This is a genomic window from Serratia nevei (assembly GCF_024160145.1).
Taxonomy (GTDB): domain Bacteria; phylum Pseudomonadota; class Gammaproteobacteria; order Enterobacterales; family Enterobacteriaceae; genus Serratia; species Serratia nevei_A.
In genome coordinates this window covers 141,672-167,589 of the sequence record NZ_JAMYWQ010000002.1, presented here as the reverse complement: position 1 = coordinate 167,589, position 25,918 = coordinate 141,672, and the positions used below count along the sequence as shown (strand labels likewise).

The following is a 25,918-nucleotide window of genomic DNA, read 5'->3' as shown; positions in this document are numbered from 1 at the left end:
CGAGCAGTCGCACCACTCAAGGCAATTTAGCGTTGACACACCCGGGGCCGCTGGATATCATGCGCCCCGTTCACACGATTCCTCTGTAGTTCAGTCGGTAGAACGGCGGACTGTTAATCCGTATGTCACTGGTTCGAGTCCAGTCAGAGGAGCCATATTTAGAGAAGCCCGCTTAAGGAAACTTAAGCGGGCTTTTTGCTATCGGGCGTTTACAGCCCGCGTTTTTCCATCAGCAGCGCCAAATCGACCAAGCGATTGGAGAAGCCCCATTCGTTGTCATACCAGGCGAGCACTTTCACCAGGTTGCCGCCGATGACCAGCGTAGACAAACCATCGATAATCGACGAGCGCGCATCGCCCCGGTAGTCGCTCGACACCAGCGGTTCATCGCTGTAGCCCAAAATTCCTTTCAGCGGGCCGGAGGCCGCCGCCGCGCGGAAAGCGGCGTTGATTTCCTCCACCGTCGCCGGGCGTTTCAGCGTCACCGTCAGATCGACGATCGAGACGACCGGCACCGGCACCCGCAGCGAGTAACCGGTCAGGCGGCCGTCCAGATCCGGGATCACCTTGCCGAGCGCCTTGGCCGCGCCGCTGGAGTAAGGCACGATCGACTCCGCCGCCGCCCGCGCGCCGCGCAGATCCTTTTCCGGCTGATCGTGCAGCGCCTGGCTGTTGGTATAGGCGTGGGTGGTGTTCATCAGCCCGTATTCGATGCCGAAGGCCTGATGCAGCACCTGCGCGGCGGGCGCCAGCCCGTTGGTGGTGCAGCTGCCGTTGCTGACCACTTTATGCAGCGCCGGATCGTAGAGCTGGTCGTTAACGCCCATGACGATGGTGATGTCGTCGTTCTTGGCCGGCGCCGAGATAATCACCCGCTTGGCGCCGCCGTGCGTGATGTGCACTTCCGCCTTGGTCTTGTCGGTAAAGAAGCCCGTCGCTTCGATCACCACGTCCACGCCCACGCTGCTCCAGGGGATCTCGGCGGGATCGCGCTGCGAAAACACCTGGATCGGCCGGCCGTCCAGCAGCAGCTGGTTGTCGCCGGCTTCCACCCTGGCCGCCAGCGTGCCGGAAAGCGTGTCGTATTTCAGCAGATGCGCCAGCGTCTTGCTGTCCGTCAGATCGTTGATCGCCACCACTTCAAAATCGCTGCGCCCCAGCGCCGCGCGCAGCACGTTGCGCCCGATCCTGCCGAAGCCGTTAATGCCTACTTTCACCATGATGCTCTCCTCGTTTTGGGCTTTGCCTCAAATCTAGCCCTGCCCCGCGGCGGCGTAAATGACGTTTAACGATCAATTTACGCCAAATTGCGCGCGTGGAAGCGTTCGCGGTATTCGCTCGGGGTCAGCTGCAGTTTGCGCTCAAACACCCGCCGCAGGTTAAGGCCGTTGCCGAAGCCGGTGGCCAGCGCGATCTGTTCGATGCCCTCCGCACTCTGCTCGAGGCGCTGCCTGGCGGTATGCAACCGCCCTTCTTCGACGAATTTGGCGGGAGAAATGCCCGTCTCGCGGGTGAACACCCGGGTAAAGTTGCGCGGGCTCATCGCCACGCGTTCGGCCAACCGATCGACGCTGAGATCGTCGGCGAGGTTTTCCAGGATCCAGGACTGCAGGTCGCGGATCGGGCCCGGCGATTTGGCCTGGTTGAGCGGGTAGCGGCTGAACTGCGCCTGCCCACCGGGGCGACGCAGAAACATCACCAGATCCTGCGCCACTTCGCGCGCCTGCACGAAGCCGTAGTCATCCTCCACCAGCGCCAACGTCAGGTCGAAGCCGGAGCTGACGCCGCCGGAGGTCCAAATCGGCCCGTCCTGCACGTAGATCGGGCCGTTCTCGACCTGCACCCGCGGAAAGCGCGCCTGCAACGTTTCCGCCAGCCGCCAGTGGGTAGTCGCTCGCCGCCCGTCCAGCAATCCGGCTTCGGCCAGCAGCAGCGCCCCGCCGCAGACCGAAGCGATACGGCGCACCTGCGGGGCCGCGCGGCGCAGCCAATCCGCCACCAGGGCGCCCTCTTCTTCGCTCGCCCCTTTACCGGCAACAATCACGGTATCGCGCGGCAGGGCCGGATCGAGATCCGCCAGACGATGATCGGCCAACAGGCTCAGCCCGGACAGGCCGTGTACCACCCGATGGGATTGCGTGGTGGCGACCGCGATCTGATACAGCGGCGCTTCGGCAGGGCTCAGGCGATTGGCCTGCATCAGGATATCGGCGATGCCCGCCGCTTCGAACAGCATGCCCCCTTCAGGGACGATAATCAGGAATGTATGCATGGCGATAATAAGAAGAACGAACAAAACAGGCCAGACAGCCACTGTATAAGAAAAGCCTCGCCGGTTCACCCTGCGGGCATAAAAAAGCCCGCCGGCAAGCGCCGACGGGCCAACCAAGCACTGCCCTCAAGCCTGCGGCAGCTTCACCCCGCCGGCGCGCGCCAACTGCACCAGCAGCGCCGTTTGAAACGCCTCGTCGTGTACCGCCGCGTGGGGTTCGAGGCGCTGCTGATGGTGCCAATAGCCGCCGGACACCAGGGCCTGCGGCTCATCGCTGGTCACCAACCACGCCTGCGTCACATGCCCCAGCGCCAGATCGTCGGGCGCATCCGCGCCGCCCATTTTGGTCGGCACCCAGCCGGGATCGACCGCGCTGCTGATCACGTCAGGCCACAGGCGCGCCACGGCGGCGGCCAGCGCGGTAACGAACAGCTTGCTGTCCGAATAGGAACCCGCTGCGCCGCCGAGCCAGTCTACGCCGTTCAGTTGCGGCACGCCGTCAAAGTGCATGCTGCTGCTCAGGTAGACGATGCGCTTGGGGCGTTCGATCAGGGCCGTCAGCAGGTAGGGCGCAATCACGTTCACCGGCATCACCTGCGGCCCGGTAAACATACCGGCGTTGTGGATCACCGCGTCCGGGCGGCCGAGGTGGTTGACCTGCTCGGCAAGCTGCCGGATCTGCTGCACATCGGACAGATCGCCGATCGCCGCCTGCGCACCGCGATCCAGCAGATCGCGCACCGCGTCCAAACGGCCGGGCTCACGCGCATGCAAAATCACCTGATGCCCTTCGTCCAACAGCGTTTGCGCGGCGGCGCGGCCCAGCCCGTCAACCGAGCCGGTAATGAAAATGCGTGACATGCCACTCCTCCGTTTAGCGCCAGCCGAGCGCCGGCGCGACATGGGTTAAAATCGATTCGATGACGTGAGCGTTGTAATCCACGCCCAGCTGGTTAGGCACGGTCAGCAGCAGCGTATCCGCTTCGGCGATGGCCTCGTCCTGCGCCAGCTGCTCGATCAGCACGTCCGGCTCGGCGGCATAGCTGCGGCCGAAGATCGCCCGGGTCTGCGCGTCGATATATCCGAGCTGATCGCCCTCCTTGCCGCCGCCGCCGAAGTAGTTGCGATCCCGCTGATCCACCAGCGCGAAGATGCTGCGGCTCACGGAAACCCGCGGCTCATGCGTGTGGCCGGCCTCTTGCCAGGCGGCGCGGTAGGCGCGGATCTGCTTGGCCTGCTGGATGTGGAAGGGTTCTCCGGTCTCGTCGTTCTTGAGCGTCGAGCTTTGCAGGTGCATGCCGAGCTTCGCCGCCCAGACGGCGGTGGCGTTCGAACCCGCGCCCCACCAGATGCGATCGCGCAGCCCGGCGGAAAACGGCTCCGGCCGCAGCAGCCCGGGTGGATTCGGGAACATCGGCTGCGGGTTGGGTTCGGCGAACCCTTCTCCGCGCAGCGCTTCCAGGAACACTTCGGTATGGCGGCGGGCCATGTCCGCGTCGCTCTCGCCGTCGGCCGGGGCATGGCCGAAATAGCGCCAGCCGTCGATCACCTGCTCCGGCGAGCCGCGGCTGATGCCGAGCTGCAGCCGCCCGCCGGCGATCAGATCCGCCGCACCGGCGTCTTCCACCATGTACAGCGGGTTTTCATAACGCATGTCGATCACGCCGGTGCCGATTTCGATGCGTTGGGTTTTGGCGCCGATGGCGGCCAGCAGCGGGAACGGCGACCCCAGCTGGCGCGCGAAGTGGTGCACGCGAAAATAGGCGCCGTCCGCCCCCAGATCTTCGGCGGCGACCGCCAGATCGATGGACTGCAGCAGTGCATCCGCCGCGGAACGGGTGCCGGACTGGGCGGAAGGCGACCAGTGGCCAAACGAGAGAAAACCAATCTTTTTCATCGGGAATCGTCCTCAAAGGCAAAATCATCGGCCTACAGTGACAAAAATCGCGCGCTCTGCGCCAGCAAAATCGCCCCCGATCGCACTAAACGAACCGATTGCCGCCGCAGCGCCCGGCGATTGTAATCAAAAAACAAATGTCGTATAACAAGCAGCTCCGAGGGGTGTCCTGTTACGGGCTGAGATGGCGCAAGCCGAACCCTTTGAACCTGATCTGGGTCATGCCAGCGAAGGGACGGTTAGGCAACAACGCTCTCACCCGTTGCCTGTTCATACCCCAGCGTGCCCGGATCTCCACTGACTCAAGGAGGTCCCATGTCCATCACCACCCTGTTCGAAAGCGGTCTTTACGGCCGGCTGCGCCAACATGCCGGCAGCCACTGGCAAGATTACGTTGATCACCCGTTTCTGCAGCAGCTGGCCGCCGGCACCTTGCCCGAACGCGCTTTTCGCCGCTACCTGACCCAGGACTACCTGTTCCTGCTGCACTTCGCCCGCGCCTACGCGCTGCTGGTCAGCAAGCTGCGCACTCTGCCGGAGATGCGTGCCGCCACCGCCTCGCTCAACGGCATCGTCGCCGAACTGCCGCTGCACGTGGCTTACTGCGCCGAATGGGGGCTGAGCGAAGCGCAGATCGCCGCCCAGCCGGAAGCGGCGGAGACCATGAACTACACCCGTTACGTGTTGGATGTCGGCCATGCCGGCGACGCCCTCGATCTGCTGGCCAGCCTGCTGCCCTGCGTGGCCGGCTATGCCGAAATCGGCCTGCGGCTGCTGCACGACCCCGCCACCAAGATGGAGGGCAATCCTTATGCCTCCTGGATCCGCAACTACGGCGACGAGGGCTATCTGGCCGGCGTGCGTGCCGCCATCGAGCTGCTGGAAACCGTCGGCCACCAGCGCGGCGCACCAGGCCGCTTCACCGAGCTGGCGCAGATTTTCACCACCGCCACCCAGCTGGAATCGGCATTTTGGCAGATGGGGCTGAACGCCTCATGACCTCCCCGCGTCTCCCGCCCGGCATCCAGGTGCGGGATCTCAGCCTGCGTTTCGGTCAGCAAATCGTCTTCGACCGGCTGAGCTTCGACATCGCCGGCGGCAGCTTCGTCGCCCTGCTCGGCGCCAGCGGCGCCGGCAAAACCAGCCTGCTGAAGATCATCGCCGGCCTGGAACGGGCCAGCTCGGGCACGGTGACCGGCAGCGACGGCCTGCCGATCGCCGGGCGCATCGCCTACATGGGGCAAAAAGACCTGCTCTATCCGTGGCTGACCGTCGAAGAGAACGTCGCCCTCGGCTCGCGGCTGCGCGGCGAAACGCCGGACCGGGCGTGGGCGGCGCACCTGCTGGAGCGCGTGGGCCTGGCCGCGCATGGCCGCAGCCTGCCCGCCGCGCTGTCCGGCGGCATGCGCCAGCGCGCCGCCATCGCCCGCACGCTCTACGAACGCCAACCGATCGTGCTGATGGACGAACCTTTTTCCGCGCTGGACGCCATTACCCGCGCCGAGATCCAGAGCCTGGCCGCCGAACTGCTGGCGCAAAACACCGTGTTGCTGATCACCCACGATCCGATGGAGGCCTGCCGCCTGAGCCACCGGCTGCTGGTGCTGTCGCCCTGGCCGCTGGGCCTCGACGATACCCACCGCATCAGCGGGCAACCGCCGCGCGCGCCGGATGACGCCGACCTGCTGAAAAGCCAGGCCGAACTGCTGCAGCAGCTGGTGAGGGCGGCACAATGAACCTCAACCAGGAACCTGGCCTCACCCGCCTGCGGCGCGGGCTGACGGTGTTCGTCGGCCTGCTGCTGCTGTGGTGGCTGGCGGCGCAAAGCGGCATTCCGGCCTTTCTGCTGCCCACGCCGAGCGCGGTGGCGCAGGCGCTGTGGGACGGACGCGGCTATCTCGCCTGGCACACGCTGGTCACCGCTTCGGAGATCGTCAGCGGGCTGGCGCTGGGCGTGCTGCTCGGCGCGGCGCTGGCGCTGTGCATGATCTTCTCGCCGCGCCTGCAACGCTGGCTGATGCCGCTGGTGCTCACCAGCCAGGCGATACCGGTGTTCGCCCTGGCCCCGCTGCTGGTGCTGTGGTTCGGCTTCGGCATGAGCGCCAAGGTAGCGATGGCGGTGCTGGTGATCTTCTTCCCGGTAGTGTCGGCCTTTTTCGACGGGCTGCGCCGGGTCAACAACGACTATCTCGATCTGGCGCGCACGATGCGCGCTTCGCGCTGGGCGCAGCTGCGGCACGTGCGGCTGATGGCGGCGCTGCCGGCCTTCGGCTCCGGCCTGCGCATGGCCGCCGCCGTCGCGCCGATCGGCGCCATCATCGGCGAATGGGTTGGCTCGGCCGAAGGGCTGGGCTACGTGATGCTGAACGCCAACGCGCGCATGCAGACCGAGGTCTGCTTCGCCGCGCTGTTTATTCTGGTGCTGATGACCGTGCTGCTGTGGGCCGCGGTGGATGCGCTGCTGCGGCGCCTGATCGCCTGGGCGCCGGAAAACGACTGATGATTGCAACCATAACCAGGGATAAAGGAACGACCATGATCAAACAAACCGTTTGCGGGCTGCTGCTCGGCGCCGCCATCACCGGCCCGGCCGGCGCGGCCGAAAAGCTGACGCTGGTGCTCGACTGGTACATCAACCCCGATCACGCGCCGATTATGGTGGCCGAGCAGATCGGCGCCTTCAAGGCCGCAGGGCTGGACGTCAAGATCGTGCCGCCGTCCGATCCGGCGCTGCCGCCGCGGCTGGTGGCCGCCAAACAGGCCGACCTCGCCATCACCTATCAGCCGCAGCTGCATTTCTTCGCCGATCAGGGCCTGCCGCTGATGCGCGTCGGCACGCTGATCGACACGCCGCTGAATACGGTGATCGCGCTGGATAAAAACATCACCTCACCGGCGGATCTCAAGGGCAAAACGGTGGGTTACTCGGTCAGCGGCATCGAGCAGGCAACGCTGGCCACCATGGTCGAACACGAACACCTCAAGCCGCAGGACATCAAGCTCATCAACGTCAACTTCCAGCTGACCAGCGCCCTGCTGGCGGGCCAGGTGGATGCGGTGATCGGCGGCTACCGCAACATCGAAGCGCTGGAGCTGAAGCTGCAGGGCAAGACGCCGGTGGTGTTCAACGTTGAAGATTACGGCGTGCCGGCCTACGACGAGCTGATCATCGTCGCCCACCGCGATGCGGTGAACGAGCCGAAAATCCGCAAGTTCCTCGCCGCGTTGAAGCAAGGCAGCGACTACCTGCACGCGCACCCGCAGGAGACCTGGCTGGCGTTCGCCAAGGCGCACCCGGAGCTGAATACCGAGCTGAACAAACAGGCGTGGCAAGCCAGCCTGCCGCTGTTCGCCCGCGATCCGGCCAAGCTGGATCGGGCACGCTACCAGGCTTACGAACAGTTCCTGTTCGACAACAAGCTGATCAAGAAAATCACGCCGGTCGAAGCATACGCCGTCGAATTGCGTTGAGATTGTCACGCCGGCGCGCGGTGCCCGCCGGCGGTGACCCCATCGCTCCGCTAAAACCGAGCGACGGGGCCAGGCGCCCGTAAAACGCCGTTTCACGGTCACATGCGCTCACCTGAAAATACCCGCCTCGAAAAATGATTCTCTCAGCATTCGACGATTAAACGTAATCGTCGAAACGGTATCCGTTAAAATAATCACCTGCAAAAAACCATCCACACTAATAATTAATTTTGATTAAAAAACCACGATTGTTTTATCTACTAATAATATCCCACAGACAAACCGCGTTCTTATATACCAAAATATAATACCCGCTAACGTTGAATAAACTCGCACCAACAATTAATACTTACTGTCCGAGCAAGGAGATTTCACGCCATTATTTCGACACCCGAAGTGATATACGCAGCACGGTTTTCTCGCTTATGTGAGAAAATAATTATTTCATAACGCAATCTCCCGCTCTCATGCTGAAAAGCCAATAAATCTATGAAGTTGAAATTTGAAAATAGACAGCATCTGTTTCACGAAATATTTCGTGAAACCATCAACCCTATGCGAGAGGAAATTAACATGTTGGATAAAAAGAAAACGTCAATCAGCAGCCCGGTAATAACCAGAAATCTGTTTATTCGATTGGTTGCCGATGGTAATAATTTCGACAATATCATTTCAATTACCGACCCGGCCGTTTTAACTTTGGCATTGAAAACGGCATCCCTTTTCCAGGGCGCGCTGGTTCCCGCCGAAAACGACTCGCTACGATTCGATGTGCAGAAAGCCATCGAGCTGGTCAAACAACACCCTGAGCTTTCAGTCACTAATTATACCGACATTAAAAAAGAAACGTCTGACGCAAAAACCTCCGTCATGACCGAAATGGTGCTGTCGACGATCAAAACGGTTCTGGGCATCGTATTGGCTCCCGCCCCAGCCCAACAGCTTCAATCAGCCATTGAAGGCGCCTACGTCGGGCTGAACGAAACCAAAGACAGCGCCTGGATCTTCTGGGAGAAGAAAAAAGACACGAAAACCACTTACCAATATAATATTACTTTCTCTGTCGAAGCCGGCCCGACCGGGCTGGTGCTGTTAACCTGCCCGATGGGGTTAACCATTGAAGTCAATAAAGAATATGAACGGGTACTCTTTATTACCTTAACAGACAAAGAATCCTACTCCTGCCGCATCCAGGCGCTGACAACGGCCCAGTTGGCCAAACCCGCCGCGAAAAACGCCGAAGCCGCAGAAGTGCTCAGCGTCCTGATCGGCGACGGCCCGCGCCGCGTCTAATAGAACCGCACGCGCCGCCTTTGCCTTCGTAAAACGGCCGCCAGCCCGCAGAGCACGCTCTGGCGGGCTTTTTGCTTTTTTTACCCCGCGAAGCCTCTATAATGGGGCATTGTCACAGTATCGTCATAAAGCTAGGTATTCCCGGCGCATATCGCGGCGCCGTCGCATTGCCCCTGCCGCATTCAACACGCTATATCGCGTTATCTGACGGCGCAAGCCCTCATGACGTCACGTTTTTCCTCCTCCAGACAAGGTTCGACGGATGGTTTCTGCAGTAGTGTCGTTTGTGCTTTTCTTAGCGTCGATTTTGATTTATCGCACCCGGGCCGCCGCCAACCGCTGGTGGTTCTCCATTTTGCTGACGCTGCTCGGCAGCTATCTGGTGCTGAACGTCATCCTGATCGCCAGCAACTACTTCACCGGCGACGGCATCACCGACGCGGTGATTTACACCGTCACCAGCAGCCTCAAAGGCGCGGGCATCAGCAAATACGTGCTGCCGTTTATCGGCCTGCTGGCGGCGTTGGGGCTTATCTTCGCGGTGCTGGCCCGCAGCCTGCTGCGCCGCAAGGCCAAAGGCAGCAGCGTGGCCTACAGCGTCGTCGCCGTGCTGCTGGCGCTGTTTTCGGTCGGCACCACCCCGGCGTTTCAGGACATCTCGCTGCTGGTCAAGAGCCAGATCGTCGGCGATACCGCCGATTTCACCACCTACTACAAGGCGCCGAAAAAGACCGTACAGGGCAAGCGACCGAACCTGGTGTATATCTATGCCGAGAGCCTGGAGCGCACCTACTTCGATACCGAGCTGTTTCCCGGCCTGGCCGACGAGCTGAACGCCCTGCGCGCCGACAGCATCGATTTCAGCAACACCCAGCAGCTGCCGGGCACCGGTTACACCATCGCCGGCATGGTCGCCTCGCAGTGCGGCATTCCGCTGTTCGCGCCCTTCGACGGCAACGCCTCCAGCGCGGTCTCCACCTTCTACCCGGAGAATATCTGTCTGGGCGACGTGCTGAAGGCCGCCGGCTACAGCAACTATTTCTATCAGGGCGCCGAGCTGGCGTTCGCCGGTAAAGACACCTTCCTGAAATCCCACGGCTTCGACCACGTTTACGGCTTCAAAGAGCTGCGCGAACAGGTCGCCGATCCGAGCTACAAAAACGACTGGGGCTGGTACGACGACAGCGTGCTGGACGTGGTGTACGGCAAGTTCGTCGAACTGTCCAAGCAGCGCCAACCCTTCTCGCTGTTTACCCTGACCGTCGACACCCATCACCCGGACGGCTTTATCTCCGCCGGCTGCAGCAAAAAGAGTTACGCCTGGCAGAATAAAGAAAACCGCTCGCTGAGCGCGGTGGCCTGCAGCCAGCAACACATCGCCGCGCTGATCGACAAGATCAAACGCTCGCCCTATTTCAGCAACACCGTGATCGTGGTGTCCTCCGATCATCTGGCGATGAACAACACCGCCTACGATATCCTGACCAAACAGAAGCGCCGCAACCTGTTCTTTATCATCGACGGCACCCGGCCGCTGGCGGAACCGCGCAACGAGAAGCGCAGCACGCTGGACAACGGCGCCACGGTGCTGGACGTGATGGGCGGCGACAACTACATCGGCCTCGGCCGCAGCAGCCTGTCGGCGCCGTCGCTGTCCACGGTGTTCCTGAACATCGAAGAGAAGATCAACGGCTGGAAACCGGCGGTGATCAACCAGTGGGGCCTGCCGAACCGCATCAGCGACTACAGCGTGGATACGCGCCGGCGCAGCTTCAGCTTCTCCGGCGTCACCTACAAGGTGCCGTTCATTCTGCGGGTGGGCGATAACCGCATCGAACCGATGTTCAATGTCTACCTTTCCACCCCGCTGCGCAAACAGCTGGCCGGGCTGGGCGCGGGGGAAAAATTCGTCTGGGTCGATAAATGCTATGAGATCGGGCGGGTCTGGGCGCCGCAGCTGGCGCTGAGCACCGACATCTGCGTGGCCTCCGGCACCCTGGCCTCGCCGCCGCAGATCGTGCAGGCCAGCGGCGAACGCTTGCGCGGCAAGGTGAGCTTTACCGCCCCGGCGGCGGACAGCGTCGCCGATTATCAAAACGCCGTCGCTCGCCTGCAGGTGGACGACGCGGCGATGAAGTACCGGGCAGACAGCATCGAGTTCATGCTGCCCGGCATGCCGGAACAGGTGAAAGCCATCACCGGCGTTTCCGGCGTCGAGGAGTGGGGCCGCTGGTCCGACGCCAACCTGGCGCCGGCGGTCGACATCGATTACGTCGATCCGCTGCCGAAGCGCTTCGATCTGGTGCTGCGCGCCCGCGCCTACGGCAATAACGTCGGCGAACCGATTTCGGTGCGCGTCGGCGACGAAGAGCGCTTCGTGTCGCTCGGCGAACAGGACAGCACCGTCACCCTGCGCTTCGACAACCCGCGCGGCGCGCAGAAGATCAGCATTACCCCGCCGGCCCCCACCGAGCCGAAAGAGAGCGCCAGCGGCGGCTTCACGCCGAAGATGCTGGGCATCGGCCTGGTGTCGCTGAAGGTCGAGGCGGCCGACCCCGCCTCCTGATCCCCACGCCTCCACGGGCGCGGTATTTTCTTTGCCGCGCCCGTCATTTCGACCAAGCTTTTACGCCCTTCTTCGGCTAACCTGTGACGGTAAAACGCCGCAACCCCGCCACCGAGCCGGGACATCCAAGGAGAAAGTATGAGCTATGCCCCACCTCGCAGCGGCCTCAGCGCCGATCAGGCACTCGATCAACTGGAAGCCCTGTATGACGCCGCGGTAGACGCGCTGCGTCAGGCGGTCGGCGACTTTATCAGCCACGGCACGCTGCCGGATGCGCAGGCGCGCGCCGCCGGGCTGTTCGTGTATCCCGAGCTGCGCGTCAGCTGGGACGGGCAGCAATCCGGCCCGAGCAAAACCCGCGCCTACGGCCGCTTCACCCATCCCGGCAGCTACAGCACCACCGTGACCCGGCCGCAGCTGTTCCGCCACTATCTGGCCGAACAGCTGGCGATGCTGGAGCACGATTACGCCGCCCATATCGAAGTGGCGCCGTCGCAGCAGGAGATCCCGTTCCCTTACGTGATCGACGGCTCCAGCCTGGCGCTCGATCGCTCGATGAGCGCCGGCATCGCGCAGCATTTCCCCACCACCGAGCTGGCGCAGATCGGTGACGAAACCGCCGACGGCCTGTACCACACCACCGACAACCATTTCCCGCTGTCGCATTTTGATGCGCTGCGCGCGGATTTCTCGCTGGCGCGGCTGCGGCACTACACCGGCACCCCGGTGGAACACTTCCAGCCGTTCGTGCTGTTCACCAACTACACCCGCTATGTGGATGAGTTCGTGCGCTGGGCCTGCGCCCAGATCGCCGATCCGGCCAGCCCGTACATCGCGCTCTCCAGCGCCGGCGGCACCTACATCACGCCGGAAACCAGCGCCCCGGAGCAGGCGGTGTCCGATCTGGCGTGGAAAAACCACCAGATGCCGGCCTATCACCTGATTTCGCGCACCGGCCAGGGCATCACGTTGATCAACATCGGCGTCGGCCCGTCCAACGCCAAAACCATCTGCGATCACCTGGCGGTGCTGCGCCCGAGCGCCTGGCTGATGATCGGCCACTGCGGCGGCCTGCGCGAAAGCCAGTCGATCGGCGATTATGTGCTGGCCCACGCCTATCTGCGCGACGATCACGTGCTGGATGCGGTGCTGCCGCCGGATATCCCGATCCCGAGCATCGCCGAAGTGCAGCGCGCCCTGTACGATGCCACCAAAATGGTCAGCGGCATGCCCGGCGAAGAGGTCAAACAACGCCTGCGCACCGGCACCGTGGTCACCACCGACGATCGCAACTGGGAGCTGCGCTATTCCGCTTCGGCGCGGCGCTTCAACCTCAGCCGCGCGGTGGCGGTCGACATGGAGAGCGCCACCATCGCCGCCCAGGGCTACCGCTTCCGGGTGCCGTACGGCACGCTGCTGTGCGTCTCCGACAAACCGCTGCACGGCGAAATAAAACTGCCGGGCCAGGCCAACCGCTTCTACGAAGGGGCGATCTCCGAGCACCTGCAGATCGGCATCTGCGCCATCGATCTGCTGCGCGCCGAGGGCGATCGTCTGCACTCGCGCAAGCTGCGCACCTTCAACGAACCGCCGTTCCGATAACGGTTCTCAGGCCCGCTGCGGCGGGCCGTTTTTTCCTCAACGCACCAGCGCCAGCGCGCGTTTCTCCTGGCTGCGGCCGCCGGCGATCGACAGCAGCAGGTCTTTGACCAGCAGCGCCGGGGCGGACAGCGCCTGTTGACCCGACATGCACAGCGCCAGCGGCACCGACATCGTCGGCGCATTGATGCGCGCCATCCAGGCCTTGGCCGGGCCGATCATCGCGCGCGCCACCGATTCCGGCAGCACGGTCGCCCCCAGCCCGCCGGCGATCGCGGCGCTCAGCGCGCCCGAGGATTCGATCTCCCCCACCACGTTGATCGCCAGCTTGCGCAGCGCCATCGCTTCTTCCAGCTGATTGCGCACCGCATCGCCCTCGCGCGGCAGGAACAGGTTCAGCCGCGCCACGTCCAGCAACTCGACGCTGTTGCCGGGATGCGGCACCGCGCGCGTCGCCACCAGATAGAGATCTTCGCGCATCAACGCGATGGCGTGCAGCCCGGCGGGCATCTTGGCGCCGTAGACCATCGCCATGTCCAGCATCTGATTGGCCACCTGGCCGGCCAGCGCCGCGCCGCTGTTTTCATGCAGGCTGAGCAGGATACCCGGTTGCTGATCGCGCAGGCTTTGCAGCAGCGGCAGCGCCAGCTGCGCCGCGGTGCTGCCCGACGCCAAACCGAGAGATACCTGGCCGCTCATCGCCTGCCCGGCGCTGTTGACCGCACTCTGCGCCTGCTCGCACTGGCGCAGAATGGTCTGCGCGTGGGCATAGAGAATATTGCCGGCCTCGGTCGGCTGCACCCCGCGCTTGGTGCGGATCAGCAGCTGTTGTTTCAGCTCCCCTTCCAGCGTCGCCAGCTGCTGGCTGAGCGCCGGCTGGGCGATGTGCAATACCTCCGCCGCCTGGGTCAGGCTGCCGATATCAACGATTTTCACGAAGTACTTCAGACGTCTGAAATTCATAGTGCCTCCAGCGAGCCGCTAAATTGAGAATGCCGAAATCCGGTCAGGCACCGCAGCAAGATCCGGGCCAGAGTCGGTAAACGGCCACGGAGACGGGATATCAGGTGGTCAACGGCCGTTCGCCGGGCGGCGCGCGCCACAACGCAGGGCAGGCGTTGCACCACAGGCAAGCAACGGCCCCGAACAACGGGCCATCCGGGGGCACTGCGCGCGGGATAAGCGACAAAAGCGAGAAAAAGCAGCAGGTTGGGCAATCTTGCAGCAAACGAACGCATCAGGCGTTTTCACGCTTTACAAGCCGCAACCGCCCCGCTATTATTCGCCCCGTTCCAACGATTCCTCTGTAGTTCAGTCGGTAGAACGGCGGACTGTTAATCCGTATGTCACTGGTTCGAGTCCAGTCAGAGGAGCCATATTTAGAGAAGCCCGCTCAGGGAAACCCGAGCGGGCTTTTTGCTGCCTTTCGATCCACATCCGGCGTAACTGGTGTTGTGAGTTGAGGTCATTTCAGTTCGATAATGGAATGGCCAGCCTACCTCTTTATCCAACGCGAAATTTTTCCGCGGCAGCATAAGGCGGCCAGAATCAACAGCGGTGGAATGATTAATGCGGAAAAAACCGAACCCGATAGCCGGGTTCGGTCCATTCAAATATAAGGCTTGATCATCTATCACATAAGGTGCGCTCTAAGCATGACGCATCTTTTGGCCGTTGAAGATAGCCGGGGCCCATCAAAGTCCCCAGCCTAATCATATAGCCAATTGTTTTTTCAGCTTATTTATTCTTCCGGTAGCATTTTTATAGGGTGATGCAGTATTAAATTGAATCATTCGTCCTCGCGTCCATTGATTATACCAAGGCTTACCGTAAAGTTCGTCGTTACTGAACTGCTCGATCAAAGTCACGAGTTGCTGTTTGTTTTCCTTTAACCGTAACAATAAGGCGCCATATTCCGTGATGTCCCCATAGTCGCGGTAGAATTTCTGTGCCAAACGCCCTAACTCATTCCATTTATACCCCTCTTCAGGAAAAACGATGGTTTCCCCCTTTGCCTCCTGCTCATGCCAGTGCAGCACCAGATCTCCCCAACCAATCAGATAAGAAACCAGATTCGCCACGCTGATCGTAGTTCCCTTGACGTGCCCCTCCAACAGAGATTCAAAGGCAAGCTTGGGCGCAATAGACTCCAGTTTCTTATTTAATAACGAGTAGTTATTATTAATGGCTTTAATTAACTCATCTTTTGATTCCGGCACAGCCATATACCATACTCCCTATATAGTTAAAAATCGGTTACACAGCTATTTCTAGTGATTCAAGGTCTGATTAACATAATCCACTACCTGTTTAAACTGTTTATCGACAAAAAAATGATCGGCACCAGGAAATATAATAGTCCGCGTCTCTTGCGTGGTGAATTTTTTCCACGCGGGTAATTCATCCTGCATGATCAGGCTGTCACCATCGCCGTGAAATAGCACGATCGGGCAGGTTAACGTACGTGCTTTGGTCTGAAAGGCATACTGTTCATAGAGCCGATAATCATTTTTGATAATGGGTGTGAAAATCGCCATCAACTCTTTATTGCGAAAGACATCAACCGGCGTTCCTCCGAGTTTGGCGATCTCTTCCATAAATGCCTGATCGGGCAAGGTATGCAGTATTGTCTCGTGAGAGACCCTATCGGGCGGGCGGCAGCCGGAAAAAAACAGCGCGCGTGGCATATCATGCCCATGTTCGAGAATATAATGCACCAATTCGAAAGCCATAATACTGCCCAGGCTATGTCCGAAAATAGCGTACTCCACACCCGTATCGTGCTTCGCAAATTGCTGATAGAGGTCAGCGACAGCGTCCGCCATCGTAGAGCATAGCGGCTGGCGTATTCTCGTACCCCGCCCCGCAGGCTCTAAAGGCCGCAAGGTGATATTGTCCGACAGCACGCTACGCCATTTATAGTACATGGCGGCAGATCCGCCTGAATATGGCAAACAATACAAACTGATATTACTCATCACCCCGCTCCTTGCTGTGTAATAAAATTCGTTTAATTTGATGATTTAATGTCAAGACGAAAGCCAACAGAACAATCCCAATTGGCAGCGCCAACACGCTCAATGGCCCCCATAGCAGGATAAAACGCCAGTCGAGTCCTGGAGAAAATACGCCCGGTGCGGCACAGAGCACGGCGGCCACGAACACGGGCACCGCCAAGGTGATGGCGTAGTCGCGCACGCGTAAGCGTAGGCGCCGCTGTTTTCCAGCGCTGCGGGCAGTTGCGCGATAAAGACGGTAAGCCACGCGCACCACCGCCGCCGCCACCAAGAAACACAGCAACAACGCGAGGTAGGTAAAGAGGGTGTCGCCGGCGGCAATCGCATCACCGGTGCCGTCAGCGTACTTGTTAATGCGCAGATAATTATCGATATCCGCACAGAGTTGCAATATCAGGTTCGAATTCATATTTGCCAGCGCAACAATGCCAATCTGCTGCTCCGGCCGCAATGCAATACAGGAAGAAAAATTCGGATTCTGCCCTCCGTGGCTGATGTAAGGGCCTTGATTCTGGTCGATAAACCAGCCGCTGGCATATAATATCCGGTTATCTGCGGTGAAAGGGACATCGCTATTACCCCGCCAGCTGTTATCCATCGCGTCACGCAACGTGGCTGGCACGGCATTTCTCCGCAACCATGCATCTATCCATATCTCCATATCCGGTAGCGTGCTATGAATATAGGCGGCAGGAACATGATTACGGGCAAGGGGGGCAGAGAACAGAACGGGTTTGCCGAATCCCAGTTTATAGCCGTTCGCCTTGTTGGCGATGGTCACGTCGCCACTCGCCGCCACAGTGGAGGACATTCCCAGCGGCAGCGTGATGCGTTCTGCAATGGCCTCTGCAAACGTTTTTCCCGTCACTTTTTCAATGACCGCCCCCAACACGTCATAGTTAGCAGAGGCATAGTAAAACTGCGTACCTGGCGCAAACAGCAAATTCTCGTCGCGCAGTTGCTGCGCCACAGCGATCCCCGGCATAGGCGTTTCCAACCTGGCCAGTGTCGAAAAGGGCAAGCCCGACGTATGATAAAGGAAATCAGCCACGGTCAGGGTGATAGGTTTTCCCTGATAATTCAAACGCATACCAGGAAGATAAGTAGCGATGTCATCCTCCTGCCGGAGTTTGCCCTCCCGCATCAGCGATTGCAAAACCAGCCCGGTGAACGCCTTACTCATCGATCCCAGCTCATACACCTCGTCGAGCGCATTCGCTTTTTTGCCGGCCACGTCGGCAAAACCGTAGACAAATCGCTCACGCGCCCCCGCAATGGTCACACTCACGGAAAGCGCCGGAACCTTGGCCTCCAGCATCCGCTGGTGAATTAATGCCGCCAGGCGCTCATCTTGCGCACCGACGGGATCATGTTCTTGCGCCAGCGCGCCCATGGCAGAAATAAACAGCAGCACGCAGCACCCGAGGCGATATAACACTTTACGTTTAATGTGTCCCATCGTTGTCATCCTGTGAACGCCCTATAAAACATCATCAACACATTTGGAGATATATTCACTGTGCTCGCGGATACCGGGTCTGGCGTAGATATCGGCGGCGGACAGTCCGATTTTATAAATGTGGTTGCAGCTATTGACGAAAGAAATAATGTGCATCGAGGTTGCACCGTATTCGAAAATGACCGTTTGTTCGTCATAACGATCGATGCATAACAACGAACGCCAGGTTTTTTCCACAAAATCGCTGACTGATAAATAACTCACCGGCAACGTAGCGCTTTCCTCCGCTTCGCTGGCCTGAATTTCGTACCGGATGCGATCAAACGAATAACCGGGTAAACCGATAGTCTGCGCGGTATGCATTTCCGGTAAGCGAACCGTTGCACCTCGCTGCCACAGCGCCGCCAACAACGGCAAAACATCCTCAGGCGTATCCGTATCCAGCACGGGGAAAAACACCGTTTGCCCCACCCACTGCGCATGCTGGTGATACAACGCGGAAAACGTCCCCGCACGACCGATTTCCAGCATCAGCGTTCCCGCTGTCAGCGCCAGATTGGCCAATGTTTCGCGCAGGTCGCTGTTGTCGGCCAACATCTGTCCCGGTGTCGTCTCAGCCGCGATCACCTGCTGAACGACGTTATCCAGTGATAGGGTGCGCGCAACATACTGCGCCGCCGCTGCGCCCGTCTGGTAGCCGATGTGCTGCACCGGCGAGATCCCCTGTCCGATCAGCCATTCGCTAAGGCTCACCTGCTGGATAAACTGGCGCAACGCGGGTGTCCAATCTGCCGGCACGTAGATTTGCGCAACGTCGTGGGATAAGCGCTGGTGCCGTCGGCGCAAGTCAGGTTGACGTGCAAGCAGGTATGCCATGGTACTCTCCAGCGCATCGTCCCGGTCCGGATAGAGGAACACCACGGTGTTTTCCGCACTGATGGGCGTAAAAGGCATGTCGGCATGCCGCCGCTCCGCCAGACTTGCGCACAACGCCGCCAGGCTGTGCGCTGCCAACGCGCAGCGATACGGAAAATGCGCCCGACGCTGCGAGAGCGTGTAGGCGACGCGATCCTTATCTTCCTCGGCATAGGTCGCCAGCGCATGGTGATGAACATCCAGCTGTTGTCTAAGTGCCGATGCCGTTTTGGCGCTAAAGAAAAACAGGCGGCGCTCATTACATTGCGCCACTTGTGCAGGCGTCTCACACCAGTTTTGCAAAATCAACTGTGCGTTGGTTCCCCCCAGCCCGAATGAACTGACGGCAGCATGAATCCGTTTCGTTTGCGGTACAGATGTCACTAAATCACTGAGATAAAATGGCGAGCTCGGCTGCAACAGCCTTTTATGCTTATGTACCAGGTTGATCTGCGAGGGAACTACGCCGGTATGCAGCGTCAGTGCGGTTTTCATTAAGCTGACGATACCGGAGGCGACCCCCAAATGCCCCAGGTTGGCTTTTACCGCACCCAGTTGAATGCTGTGCGGCGCACATGCCGGTGCGAAAACCCGATACAGCGCTTCCAACTCAATCTCATCGCCCAACGGGGTGCCGGTACCGTGCGTTTCGATCAGTGCGATATCGGTCGGCGCGACTTCGGCGGCGGCAAGCGCCGTGTTGATCACCTCCACCTGCCCCTCAACGCTGGGGGCGACAAACCCCAATCGGCGCGCGCCGTCGTTATTCACCGCGCCCCCCTTGATCACCGCATACACCCTGTCCCGATCGCGCAGCGCATCCTCGAGACGTTTCAGCACCACCACGCCCGCACCACTGCTGTATACGGTGCCGGTCGCGTCGGCGCTAAAAGGGGCGCAGTGTCCGTCTTGCGACACCAGCTTATCGCCTTGCGGGCTGTAGCCATCCGCCTGTAAAAAGCCCAGGGTGACACCACCTGCCAACGCGACATCGGCTTGAAAAGCCAATAGTCCTTCACACGCCAGATGCGCCGCCACCAACGAGCTGGAACAAGCGGTCTGTACGCTCACCGCCGGTCCGGTAAACCCCAGCTTGTAGGCAACCTGGGCGCACAGGTAATCCTTTTCGTTGCCAATCTGCGCCTGTAGATAGCGGCGATCTCCGCTCTTCTTCAGGTACGGATAGACGCGGTCGATAAAATAGTTATTGGCATAGGCCGCTCCATAGACGCCAACCCGCTTAAGCTGCGTGGGAATATAGCCCGCATGCTCGAGCGCGTTGTAACAGCACTCCAGAAACACCCGTTGCTGCGGATCCATCAACAGGGCTTCGCCGGGCGGAATATTGAAGAATGCCGCATCGAAGTCATAGGGATCGGCAATCATATTGCGCAACCTAATCCAAGGGTTCCCGCTGTCATCTGCAGTGTATGTCGGCTGGGTAAGCGCCTCGCCTGCCAACAGTTTGTCCCACCACTCCGGCACTGATTCCGCACCGGAAAAACGGCCGCTCATGCCAATAATGGCAACGTCCAACGGGCCGCAGGTAAATTCGTCCTTTGCCATTGTTTGTTCCTTAAGGGTTGGCATCGTGTTCATAGCGCCCACAGCGTCGGTGTGCCCGTCGGCGTGGCGCAGTGTTGGCGTAACCAGGCATCCAGCGCAGTGAGGCTGTTCTTGTAACGCGTCAGCAGCAGTTGCACGTCATTTAACGCAATGCGCGCAGGATCGTAACGGCAGTGGAAGGAGAGGCCATCCGCCGCCGAGCGCGCAATATTCCACTCCAGCGCGCAGCCAAGTGCGTTCTCCGGCGCGGTATAGATGTCGCTATGCAAATGATCAATATGAAAATGGCGGAGTGGAGGTTGCGCCTGTACGCCGATGTAGTTCACTCGGACGCCTTGCGCATGAAGGCTCTCCGGCGCATGGCGCATTTGCAGCAGGCCATAATCTCCCCCGCCGTGCGTGCGTGTTGCCAAATCGGCAGCGATCGCAGGCAACAGTGTCGCCACATCGCCATGCAGTGGGATCACCCAAGGATAAAACATGGTGAACCACCCAACCGTGTCCGCAACATCAGGCTCATCGGGCCAGCAACCGCGCCCCATCCCTTCCATCTCGATGCGGCAACACGCCTCATCGCTGTAGTGACGCAGCGCCAGCGCCAGCGCCGTCAGCACATAGGTTTCAGCGCTGTACGCGGTATCTCCACGGGATTCAAACAGCCTGCCGACGCAGGGGTGACGAAAGTCTTCACGCCAGGCGCGCGTACGAGGCAATGCGTCATCCACCGGTGACACGGACGGGAAATGCGGCGGCGGCGTTTGGCATACCGCGCGCCAGTTGTCGTGCGTGCCGACGTCTACCGTTTTGCTCGCCAGATAGTCGTTCCAGTGCAGGAGGCCGCTGTTGCTGACGCCATTGACGGTGTTGGCGGCATCCAGCGCGCTGAGGATCAGATACCAAGAGTGCATATCCACGCACAGGTGATGGGCACACAGCACCAATCGGCTGGACGCCGGCTGCGGGGCCCGCAGCAGGGCAGCCGTGAAGACGCGGCCGCTTGTCACATCGAGCGCACTATTGCACTGAGCGATCACCGCCGCCAACGTCCACTGCCCCGGCGGGTATTCCGTTAGCGCCCCGTTGGGATAGCACGCATCAGGATCGCATACCCGCAACCGTCCATCAGCGTCGAGCGCACTGCGCAAGGCGGGCTGCTGCTGGATTAACGCATGCAGCCTGTTGTGTAACTGTTCAATCGGGCAGCCTGGCAACGCTTGCAGCACAATGACATGGTTATAAACATCAGGCACAGGCAACGCCAACTGCTCAAACCAACGCAACGCGGGCAGATCGATGCGGGTGTTGGGGTCATGCTGCGTGGATTGAGGTGCCGTTGCATGATTGGCGAGAAAGACGCAGATGGCGTTCACCGTGCCACACTCCATCACCTGTACCGCCGGCATAGTCCTGCCGTGGCGTCTGAGCTGCGCCGCAATCTGGATACTCTTGATGGAGTCCAATCCCAGGACATAGAGGTTTTCGTCATCCTCGAACGCGGTTTGTTCCAGCGCCCCCTCCACGCAGGCCCGCACCGCACGCCTTATCGCCGTGTCCCCTTGCGGCTCGCCACCCGGCGCAGGCGCGGCGCTTCGGGCCACGGCGGCTATCTGGCGCACGTCCACCTTGCCATTGAGCGACAGCGGCAGTTGGGCGATGGCGCAACACTGCCGGGGCTGCATGTAGGTAGGCAATTGTTGCCGCAGGTGTTGCATCACGGCCGCCACATCAACGGATGACGGCGTCACGCAGGCCAGCAACCCGCTGTGCAGCCCCTGCGCATCATCAATCACCGCCACCGCCGCACTTTCCACCTGAGGCGCGCTCAACAGCGCTTGTTCGATTTCGCGCAGCTCAATGCGGTAACCGTTGATTTTGATCTGATCGTCATCGCGCCCCTGATAAGCCAGCATATCGGGGGCCATGGCGTAGCCGATATCGCCGCTGCGGTAACCGATCGTCACCCCATTGGCATCATTAAGGTAGGCTGCGGCCGTTTGTTGCGGCGCGTCGATATATCCCTGCGTCACTGACGCGCCGTAAATCACCAATTCGCCAGCCTCGCCTTCCGGCACCGGGCAACCCCAGGGGGAGCAAATCGCCACCTGACAGCCGTCGATCGCCACACCGATGGGCAACGAAGACTCAGCTTCCTGCCCGGTGTAGCGATAGATCATGCAGCCGACCGTGGCTTCTGTCGGCCCATATTCGTTATAGATCGCGGCCTGAGGAAAGAGATCGGCCGCCTTACGCGCCAGATCCCGTTTGAAATCCTCCCCGCCTACCACTAGGGTACGAATCCGATCGCTGCCGATGCCAGCCACACACAACAGCTGCAGGTGCGCAGGTGTAAGTTTGATAGCCGAGTTGGGCTGTTCAGCCACGGCCATACGCAGCAGTGCTTCACTCTCAGCGTGACGACAAACGCTGATGCTCGCGCCCACACACAAGGGGGCGAACAGCGTGGTGATGGTCAAATCGAAGGACAACGAAGAGTAGAGCGCAGCCCGGTCCTGCGCTGTAAAGTAACGTTCGGCGGCGAAATGGAGATAGTTAGCCAGATTGCCATGAGAGACCTGCACTCCTTTAGGCTCGCCGGTCGATCCGGAGGTAAACAGCACATAGGCCAGATCCTGCGGCTCAATGACGGACCAAGGCTCGCTAGCAAGCACCGGGGTCATTGAGGCCACGGTCAAACTGGTCGCGGGAAACGCCAGTGCCTGCGCCAGTTCCTGCATCGCCGGATCGTAAAGGATATGCGCCACCTGCGCTTTACAGCACATGGCGTGCAGGCGCGCCGTTGGCAACCCGGGATTGAGTGGCAGAAACGCCGCGCCACAGCGCAAGACACCGTAAATGGCCATCACCGTTTGTGCGCTGTGTTCGGCTGCAATCCCCACCACCTGACCGCGCCCGATCCCGAGCTGGCGTAGATAATGCGCCACCTGCTCAACGCCTTCGTCCAGTTGCCGGTAGGTCAAAGACTGTTCATTATCGAACAACGCCGTGCGATCGCCGTGTTCCACAACCTGTGCCGCAAACAGGGACGGAAACAAGGGCCGGGTTGCGCCGCCCACCAACGCGATGCGCGGTGCAGGATAGACGTCGAGCTCGCCTAAACGGGCGTCGGGCTGTGCATCCAGTGCCGTGACCAAATCCAGCAGGCCATTTTTTATCGCGGTCAGTTGGCGCGGTGCGAAGGCGCTGCGCAGTGCCTCCAGACTTAACCTAAGGCTTTCTTTATGATTATTAACAGTTTGCAAAACAATCTGTAGTTTGTAGGACTGCGCGCCGCTGTAGTAACTCTCCACGTACTGCGCGGCTCCCGCGATGTGGCGTTCATAGGTAAAGTTATAATAGTTAACGCAATAATCAAATGCCCGCAGCTGTCCGCCACCGCGTTCCGCCAAATCCTGATTGAATAAGGTAATGGGGTATTTACTGTGTTTAAAACCGCGTTCCAGTTCGCGTTGGAAAAAGGCGACCAGTTCACTGAAGCGAACCGTACGCGTCAGTCGATAAGCCAGCGACAGATGATTGGTAAACATGCCAAAGCAACGTCGCGCCTCGCGAGAATGCCGGTTGGCTAACGGCACGCCTAACACGCCTTTTTCTTCCCCCCATACTCTGGCGCGATAGAGGGCGAACAGCGCGATAAACAGTGTGTTAAGCGTACACCGATAACGATCGCACAGCCCGTAGAGGCGGTTAATCATGGCCGGTTCGAGCCAGGTGGAACAAATGATGCCCTCAGTAGCGACGATGGGGGAATTGTCCGGAAAGCAGTCGCGGTATTCGTCGATATAACCACGCCACCAGTCGCGATCGACGGCGAAGCGCGACGACCTTTGATAAGACTGCTGCTGCGCCAAAAATGCACTATAGGCTGGCGGCGCATCATCCGCTGTGTCCGGCTGTTCATACGCTCTTTTGACGTGGTTTGACAACAGCGCCATTGACCAACCATCGGCAATGCCATGGTGGGCTTTAAAGAAATAGCCGCTGTGCTGCTCGCCGCACGTAAAGGTGACGAACTCAAACAGATCGTTGTCCAGCGGCGTAAACGGCTGGCTGAGCCATTTATCGACGAATGCCTCGCTCGCCGCCGAGCGTGAGCGCTGCTCAGCACTGTCCGGGGCAAAGGTCAAATGGCGGATATCACGCCAGCGATAAGGCTGCACCTGACTGACCACCTCACCGCCCTCACCCATGACAAACCACATGCGCAACGCATCAAATTGCCGAATGGCGGACTGGATGGCCGCGTGCAGCCGGGGCAGATCGACAATCCCCTCAATGGCGACCACACCGCCAATGGTGTTTACGCCGCTATGAGGATACAGTTGGTCAATGATGTGGCACTGTTGCTGTGGCCACAACAACGGGTTGCCCAGCGTCATGGCGCCACCTCCATATCAGGGTGCTGGGCGCGTACTGTCTCCTGATTCCATCGCAGCAGGCGCGGTGAAATCCGCAGCAGACGCCATGCCAACAACGCAGCCACGAAAGTGCCGCTCATCGCCCCAAAATAGACGCCGGTAATACGCATATCCAACACAAACGCCAGCAGGTATACGGCGGGGACAGAAATAAACACGTGACGCATCAGCGTCAGCAACACCGAATACCATGGCTTGGCGATAGCCTGATAATACTCGCTGGCCAACATGCTGACAGCGATAAAGGGCAGCGCCAGCGCCATGATGCGAGTTTGCAGCACCGCGTAGTCACTGACGGCGCCAACGTGGGTAAACAGGGGATAGATCCAGGGTGCCAGCACAATATGCGCGACGGCCAGTACCAGTACGATCGAGAAGGCCAGCGCGACGGCGGCCCAATAGGCATCCAGCGTGCGGGTAACATTGCCGCGCCCCCAGTTCTGCCCCACCACGGTCAGCAGCGCGGCGGCGATCGCCAGCATCGGCGTCATGATGAAATAGTCGATACGACCAGTCAGCGTAAATGCCGCCATCGCGTTGACGTCCAACCTGACAATGAAAAAATTATAAATCACGATGCCGATCGAAATGATCAGTTGCATCAGCATCTGCGCCAAGCCGACGGAGAGAAACTCCCGGTAGGTTTGCCAGGAGAATGGCCGTAATGCAATGCGTACGCTCAGCCCGAGGCGCAGCCCCATCAATGCGTAGAGGAAATAGACGACCACACTCAGTTGCGCCAGCAACGACGCCAACGCCACCCCTTTCACGCCAAAATCGAACACAAAGATCATGATGGGATCGAGCACGATATTCACCAGCGCCCCCAGCAACGAGGCCTTCATGATGACCATGATCTTGCCCGCGCCCTGAAACAACCCCATCATGACGCCAATCAACATGATGCTGAACACGGTCGGCAGCGAGTAGTAATAGAAGTCCGCCGCGTAGCCGATGATGCTCTCCGTGGCCCCCAGCGCGCGCAGTAGCGGTTGCGCATAAACATAGCCGAGCACGGCGATCACGACCGCGAAAAATAGCGCGATGGTGATACCGACCGACAAAATCTGCTGCGCCCGATCCAACCGCTGCATGCCGATGGTGCGGGACAGCAACGATCCCATACCGATTTGAATGCCGTTGGCGATGGCAAATAACCCCATCCCCACGGGAAAAATCAGCCCCACGCCAGCAATGATGCCGCTGTTGGCGACATCAATGTGGCTCAGCCAAAAAATATCGGCAATGGCATAGGTCACCTGCGTCAACATACCGACAAACATCGGCAACGCCATGCGCAGGAGTAATCTGTACAGCGAGCCGTCAAACATCCCCGCCACCGCGAACCGCTCATCGTTCGGCGTGCCGCTGTCTGGCTCAAGCTTATTCACCGTCATACCTGCTCCTTATTCATTAAAAGCGCCGCA

General features: G+C 60.0%; 18 protein-coding genes, 2 tRNA genes and 1 riboswitch. Of the genes, 9 read left to right on the top strand and 11 right to left on the bottom strand.

The genetic code is table 11. The annotated features are described in order from the left end of the window. Nucleotides 1-79 precede the first annotated feature (79 nt). Nucleotides 80-155 (top strand) — tRNA-Asn (locus M6G53_RS02520). 54 nt (nucleotides 156-209) lie between these two features. Here the strand turns inward: M6G53_RS02520 and gap are convergent. From gap to M6G53_RS02500, 4 genes are all read right to left on the bottom strand, one after another. Continuing rightward, nucleotides 210-1,220 (bottom strand): type I glyceraldehyde-3-phosphate dehydrogenase, encoded by a 1,011-nt coding sequence (gene gap / locus M6G53_RS02515; RefSeq protein WP_253328646.1) that lies wholly within the window; start codon nucleotides 1,218-1,220, stop codon nucleotides 210-212. Nucleotides 1,221-1,297: 77 nt separating this feature from the next. Continuing rightward, nucleotides 1,298-2,272 carry a GlxA family transcriptional regulator gene (locus M6G53_RS02510; protein ID WP_253328644.1) on the bottom strand — a complete coding sequence of 325 codons (975 nt, stop codon included), beginning with the start codon at nucleotides 2,270-2,272 and terminating at the stop codon, nucleotides 1,298-1,300. Between the two features lie 126 nt (nucleotides 2,273-2,398). Then, nucleotides 2,399-3,133 carry an SDR family NAD(P)-dependent oxidoreductase gene (locus M6G53_RS02505; RefSeq protein ID WP_253328642.1) on the bottom strand — a complete coding sequence of 245 codons (735 nt, stop codon included), beginning with the start codon at nucleotides 3,131-3,133 and terminating at the stop codon, nucleotides 2,399-2,401. Between the two features lie 13 nt (nucleotides 3,134-3,146). Continuing rightward, on the bottom strand, nucleotides 3,147-4,169 hold the full coding sequence (locus M6G53_RS02500; RefSeq protein ID WP_253328640.1) for an LLM class flavin-dependent oxidoreductase: 1,023 nt from the start codon (nucleotides 4,167-4,169) through the stop codon (nucleotides 3,147-3,149). 150 nt (nucleotides 4,170-4,319) lie between these two features. Beyond that, nucleotides 4,320-4,422, top strand: a riboswitch (TPP riboswitch). Nucleotides 4,423-4,484: 62 nt separating this feature from the next. Here M6G53_RS02500 and tenA point away from each other — a divergent pair. The 7 genes from tenA to M6G53_RS02465 all read left to right on the top strand — a co-directional run bounded on the left by tenA (nucleotide 4,485) and on the right by M6G53_RS02465 (nucleotide 13,101). Next, a complete protein-coding gene (gene tenA / locus M6G53_RS02495) occupies nucleotides 4,485-5,168 on the top strand; it encodes a thiaminase II (protein WP_253328638.1) in 684 nt (227 codons plus the stop codon). Beyond that, nucleotides 5,165-5,905 (top strand): ABC transporter ATP-binding protein, encoded by a 741-nt coding sequence (locus tag M6G53_RS02490; RefSeq protein ID WP_253328636.1) that lies wholly within the window; start codon nucleotides 5,165-5,167, stop codon nucleotides 5,903-5,905. Before tenA ends, M6G53_RS02490 begins: the two co-directional genes overlap by 4 nt. After that, nucleotides 5,902-6,669, top strand: coding sequence for an ABC transporter permease (locus tag M6G53_RS02485; protein WP_253328634.1), 768 nt, complete (start codon nucleotides 5,902-5,904; stop codon nucleotides 6,667-6,669). Before M6G53_RS02490 ends, M6G53_RS02485 begins: the two co-directional genes overlap by 4 nt. Nucleotides 6,670-6,704: 35 nt before the next feature. Then, nucleotides 6,705-7,640: an ABC transporter substrate-binding protein gene (locus M6G53_RS02480; RefSeq protein ID WP_253328632.1), complete on the top strand. Its 936-nt coding sequence runs from the start codon at nucleotides 6,705-6,707 to the stop codon at nucleotides 7,638-7,640. A 573-nt stretch (nucleotides 7,641-8,213) separates the two neighbouring features. Then, on the top strand, nucleotides 8,214-8,933 hold the full coding sequence (locus M6G53_RS02475; protein ID WP_253328630.1) for a hypothetical protein: 720 nt from the start codon (nucleotides 8,214-8,216) through the stop codon (nucleotides 8,931-8,933). Nucleotides 8,934-9,195: 262 nt separating this feature from the next. After that, nucleotides 9,196-11,499, top strand: a complete 2,304-nt coding sequence (gene opgB / locus M6G53_RS02470) for a phosphatidylglycerol--membrane-oligosaccharide glycerophosphotransferase (RefSeq protein WP_253328628.1) — start codon at nucleotides 9,196-9,198, stop codon at nucleotides 11,497-11,499. 138 nt (nucleotides 11,500-11,637) lie between these two features. Beyond that, the gene (locus tag M6G53_RS02465; RefSeq protein ID WP_253328626.1) at nucleotides 11,638-13,101 is read left to right on the top strand and encodes an AMP nucleosidase; all 1,464 of its coding nucleotides are present in this window, start codon (nucleotides 11,638-11,640) and stop codon (nucleotides 13,099-13,101) included. A 36-nt stretch (nucleotides 13,102-13,137) separates the two neighbouring features. Here M6G53_RS02465 and nac read toward each other — a convergent pair whose 3' ends face one another. After that, nucleotides 13,138-14,061: a nitrogen assimilation transcriptional regulator NAC gene (gene nac / locus M6G53_RS02460; protein ID WP_253328618.1), complete on the bottom strand. Its 924-nt coding sequence runs from the start codon at nucleotides 14,059-14,061 to the stop codon at nucleotides 13,138-13,140. 337 nt (nucleotides 14,062-14,398) lie between these two features. On the opposite strand from nac, the gene M6G53_RS02455 reads away from it, so the two are divergent. Then, nucleotides 14,399-14,474 (top strand) — tRNA-Asn (locus M6G53_RS02455). Nucleotides 14,475-14,810: 336 nt separating this feature from the next. Here the strand turns inward: M6G53_RS02455 and clbS are convergent. The 6 genes from clbS to clbM are packed head-to-tail and all read right to left on the bottom strand — an operon-like array spanning nucleotide 14,811 to nucleotide 25,888. Next, nucleotides 14,811-15,323, bottom strand: coding sequence for a colibactin self-protection protein ClbS (clbS, locus tag M6G53_RS02450; protein ID WP_253328616.1), 513 nt, complete (start codon nucleotides 15,321-15,323; stop codon nucleotides 14,811-14,813). A 45-nt stretch (nucleotides 15,324-15,368) separates the two neighbouring features. After that, nucleotides 15,369-16,076: a colibactin biosynthesis thioesterase ClbQ gene (gene clbQ, locus M6G53_RS02445; RefSeq protein WP_253328613.1), complete on the bottom strand. Its 708-nt coding sequence runs from the start codon at nucleotides 16,074-16,076 to the stop codon at nucleotides 15,369-15,371. After that, nucleotides 16,069-17,583: a precolibactin peptidase ClbP gene (clbP, locus tag M6G53_RS02440; protein ID WP_253328611.1), complete on the bottom strand. Its 1,515-nt coding sequence runs from the start codon at nucleotides 17,581-17,583 to the stop codon at nucleotides 16,069-16,071. The genes clbQ and clbP overlap by 8 nt, the downstream gene beginning before the upstream one ends. A 12-nt stretch (nucleotides 17,584-17,595) precedes the next feature. Further along, nucleotides 17,596-20,055 carry a colibactin polyketide synthase ClbO gene (gene clbO, locus M6G53_RS02435; RefSeq protein WP_253328609.1) on the bottom strand — a complete coding sequence of 820 codons (2,460 nt, stop codon included), beginning with the start codon at nucleotides 20,053-20,055 and terminating at the stop codon, nucleotides 17,596-17,598. Between the two features lie 29 nt (nucleotides 20,056-20,084). Then, on the bottom strand, nucleotides 20,085-24,452 hold the full coding sequence (clbN, locus tag M6G53_RS02430) for a colibactin non-ribosomal peptide synthetase ClbN (RefSeq protein ID WP_253328607.1): 4,368 nt from the start codon (nucleotides 24,450-24,452) through the stop codon (nucleotides 20,085-20,087). Beyond that, entirely contained in the window at nucleotides 24,449-25,888 is a 1,440-nt protein-coding gene (gene clbM, locus M6G53_RS02425; RefSeq protein ID WP_253328605.1) for a precolibactin export MATE transporter ClbM, read from the bottom strand. The genes clbN and clbM overlap by 4 nt, the downstream gene beginning before the upstream one ends. Nucleotides 25,889-25,918 lie beyond the last annotated feature (30 nt).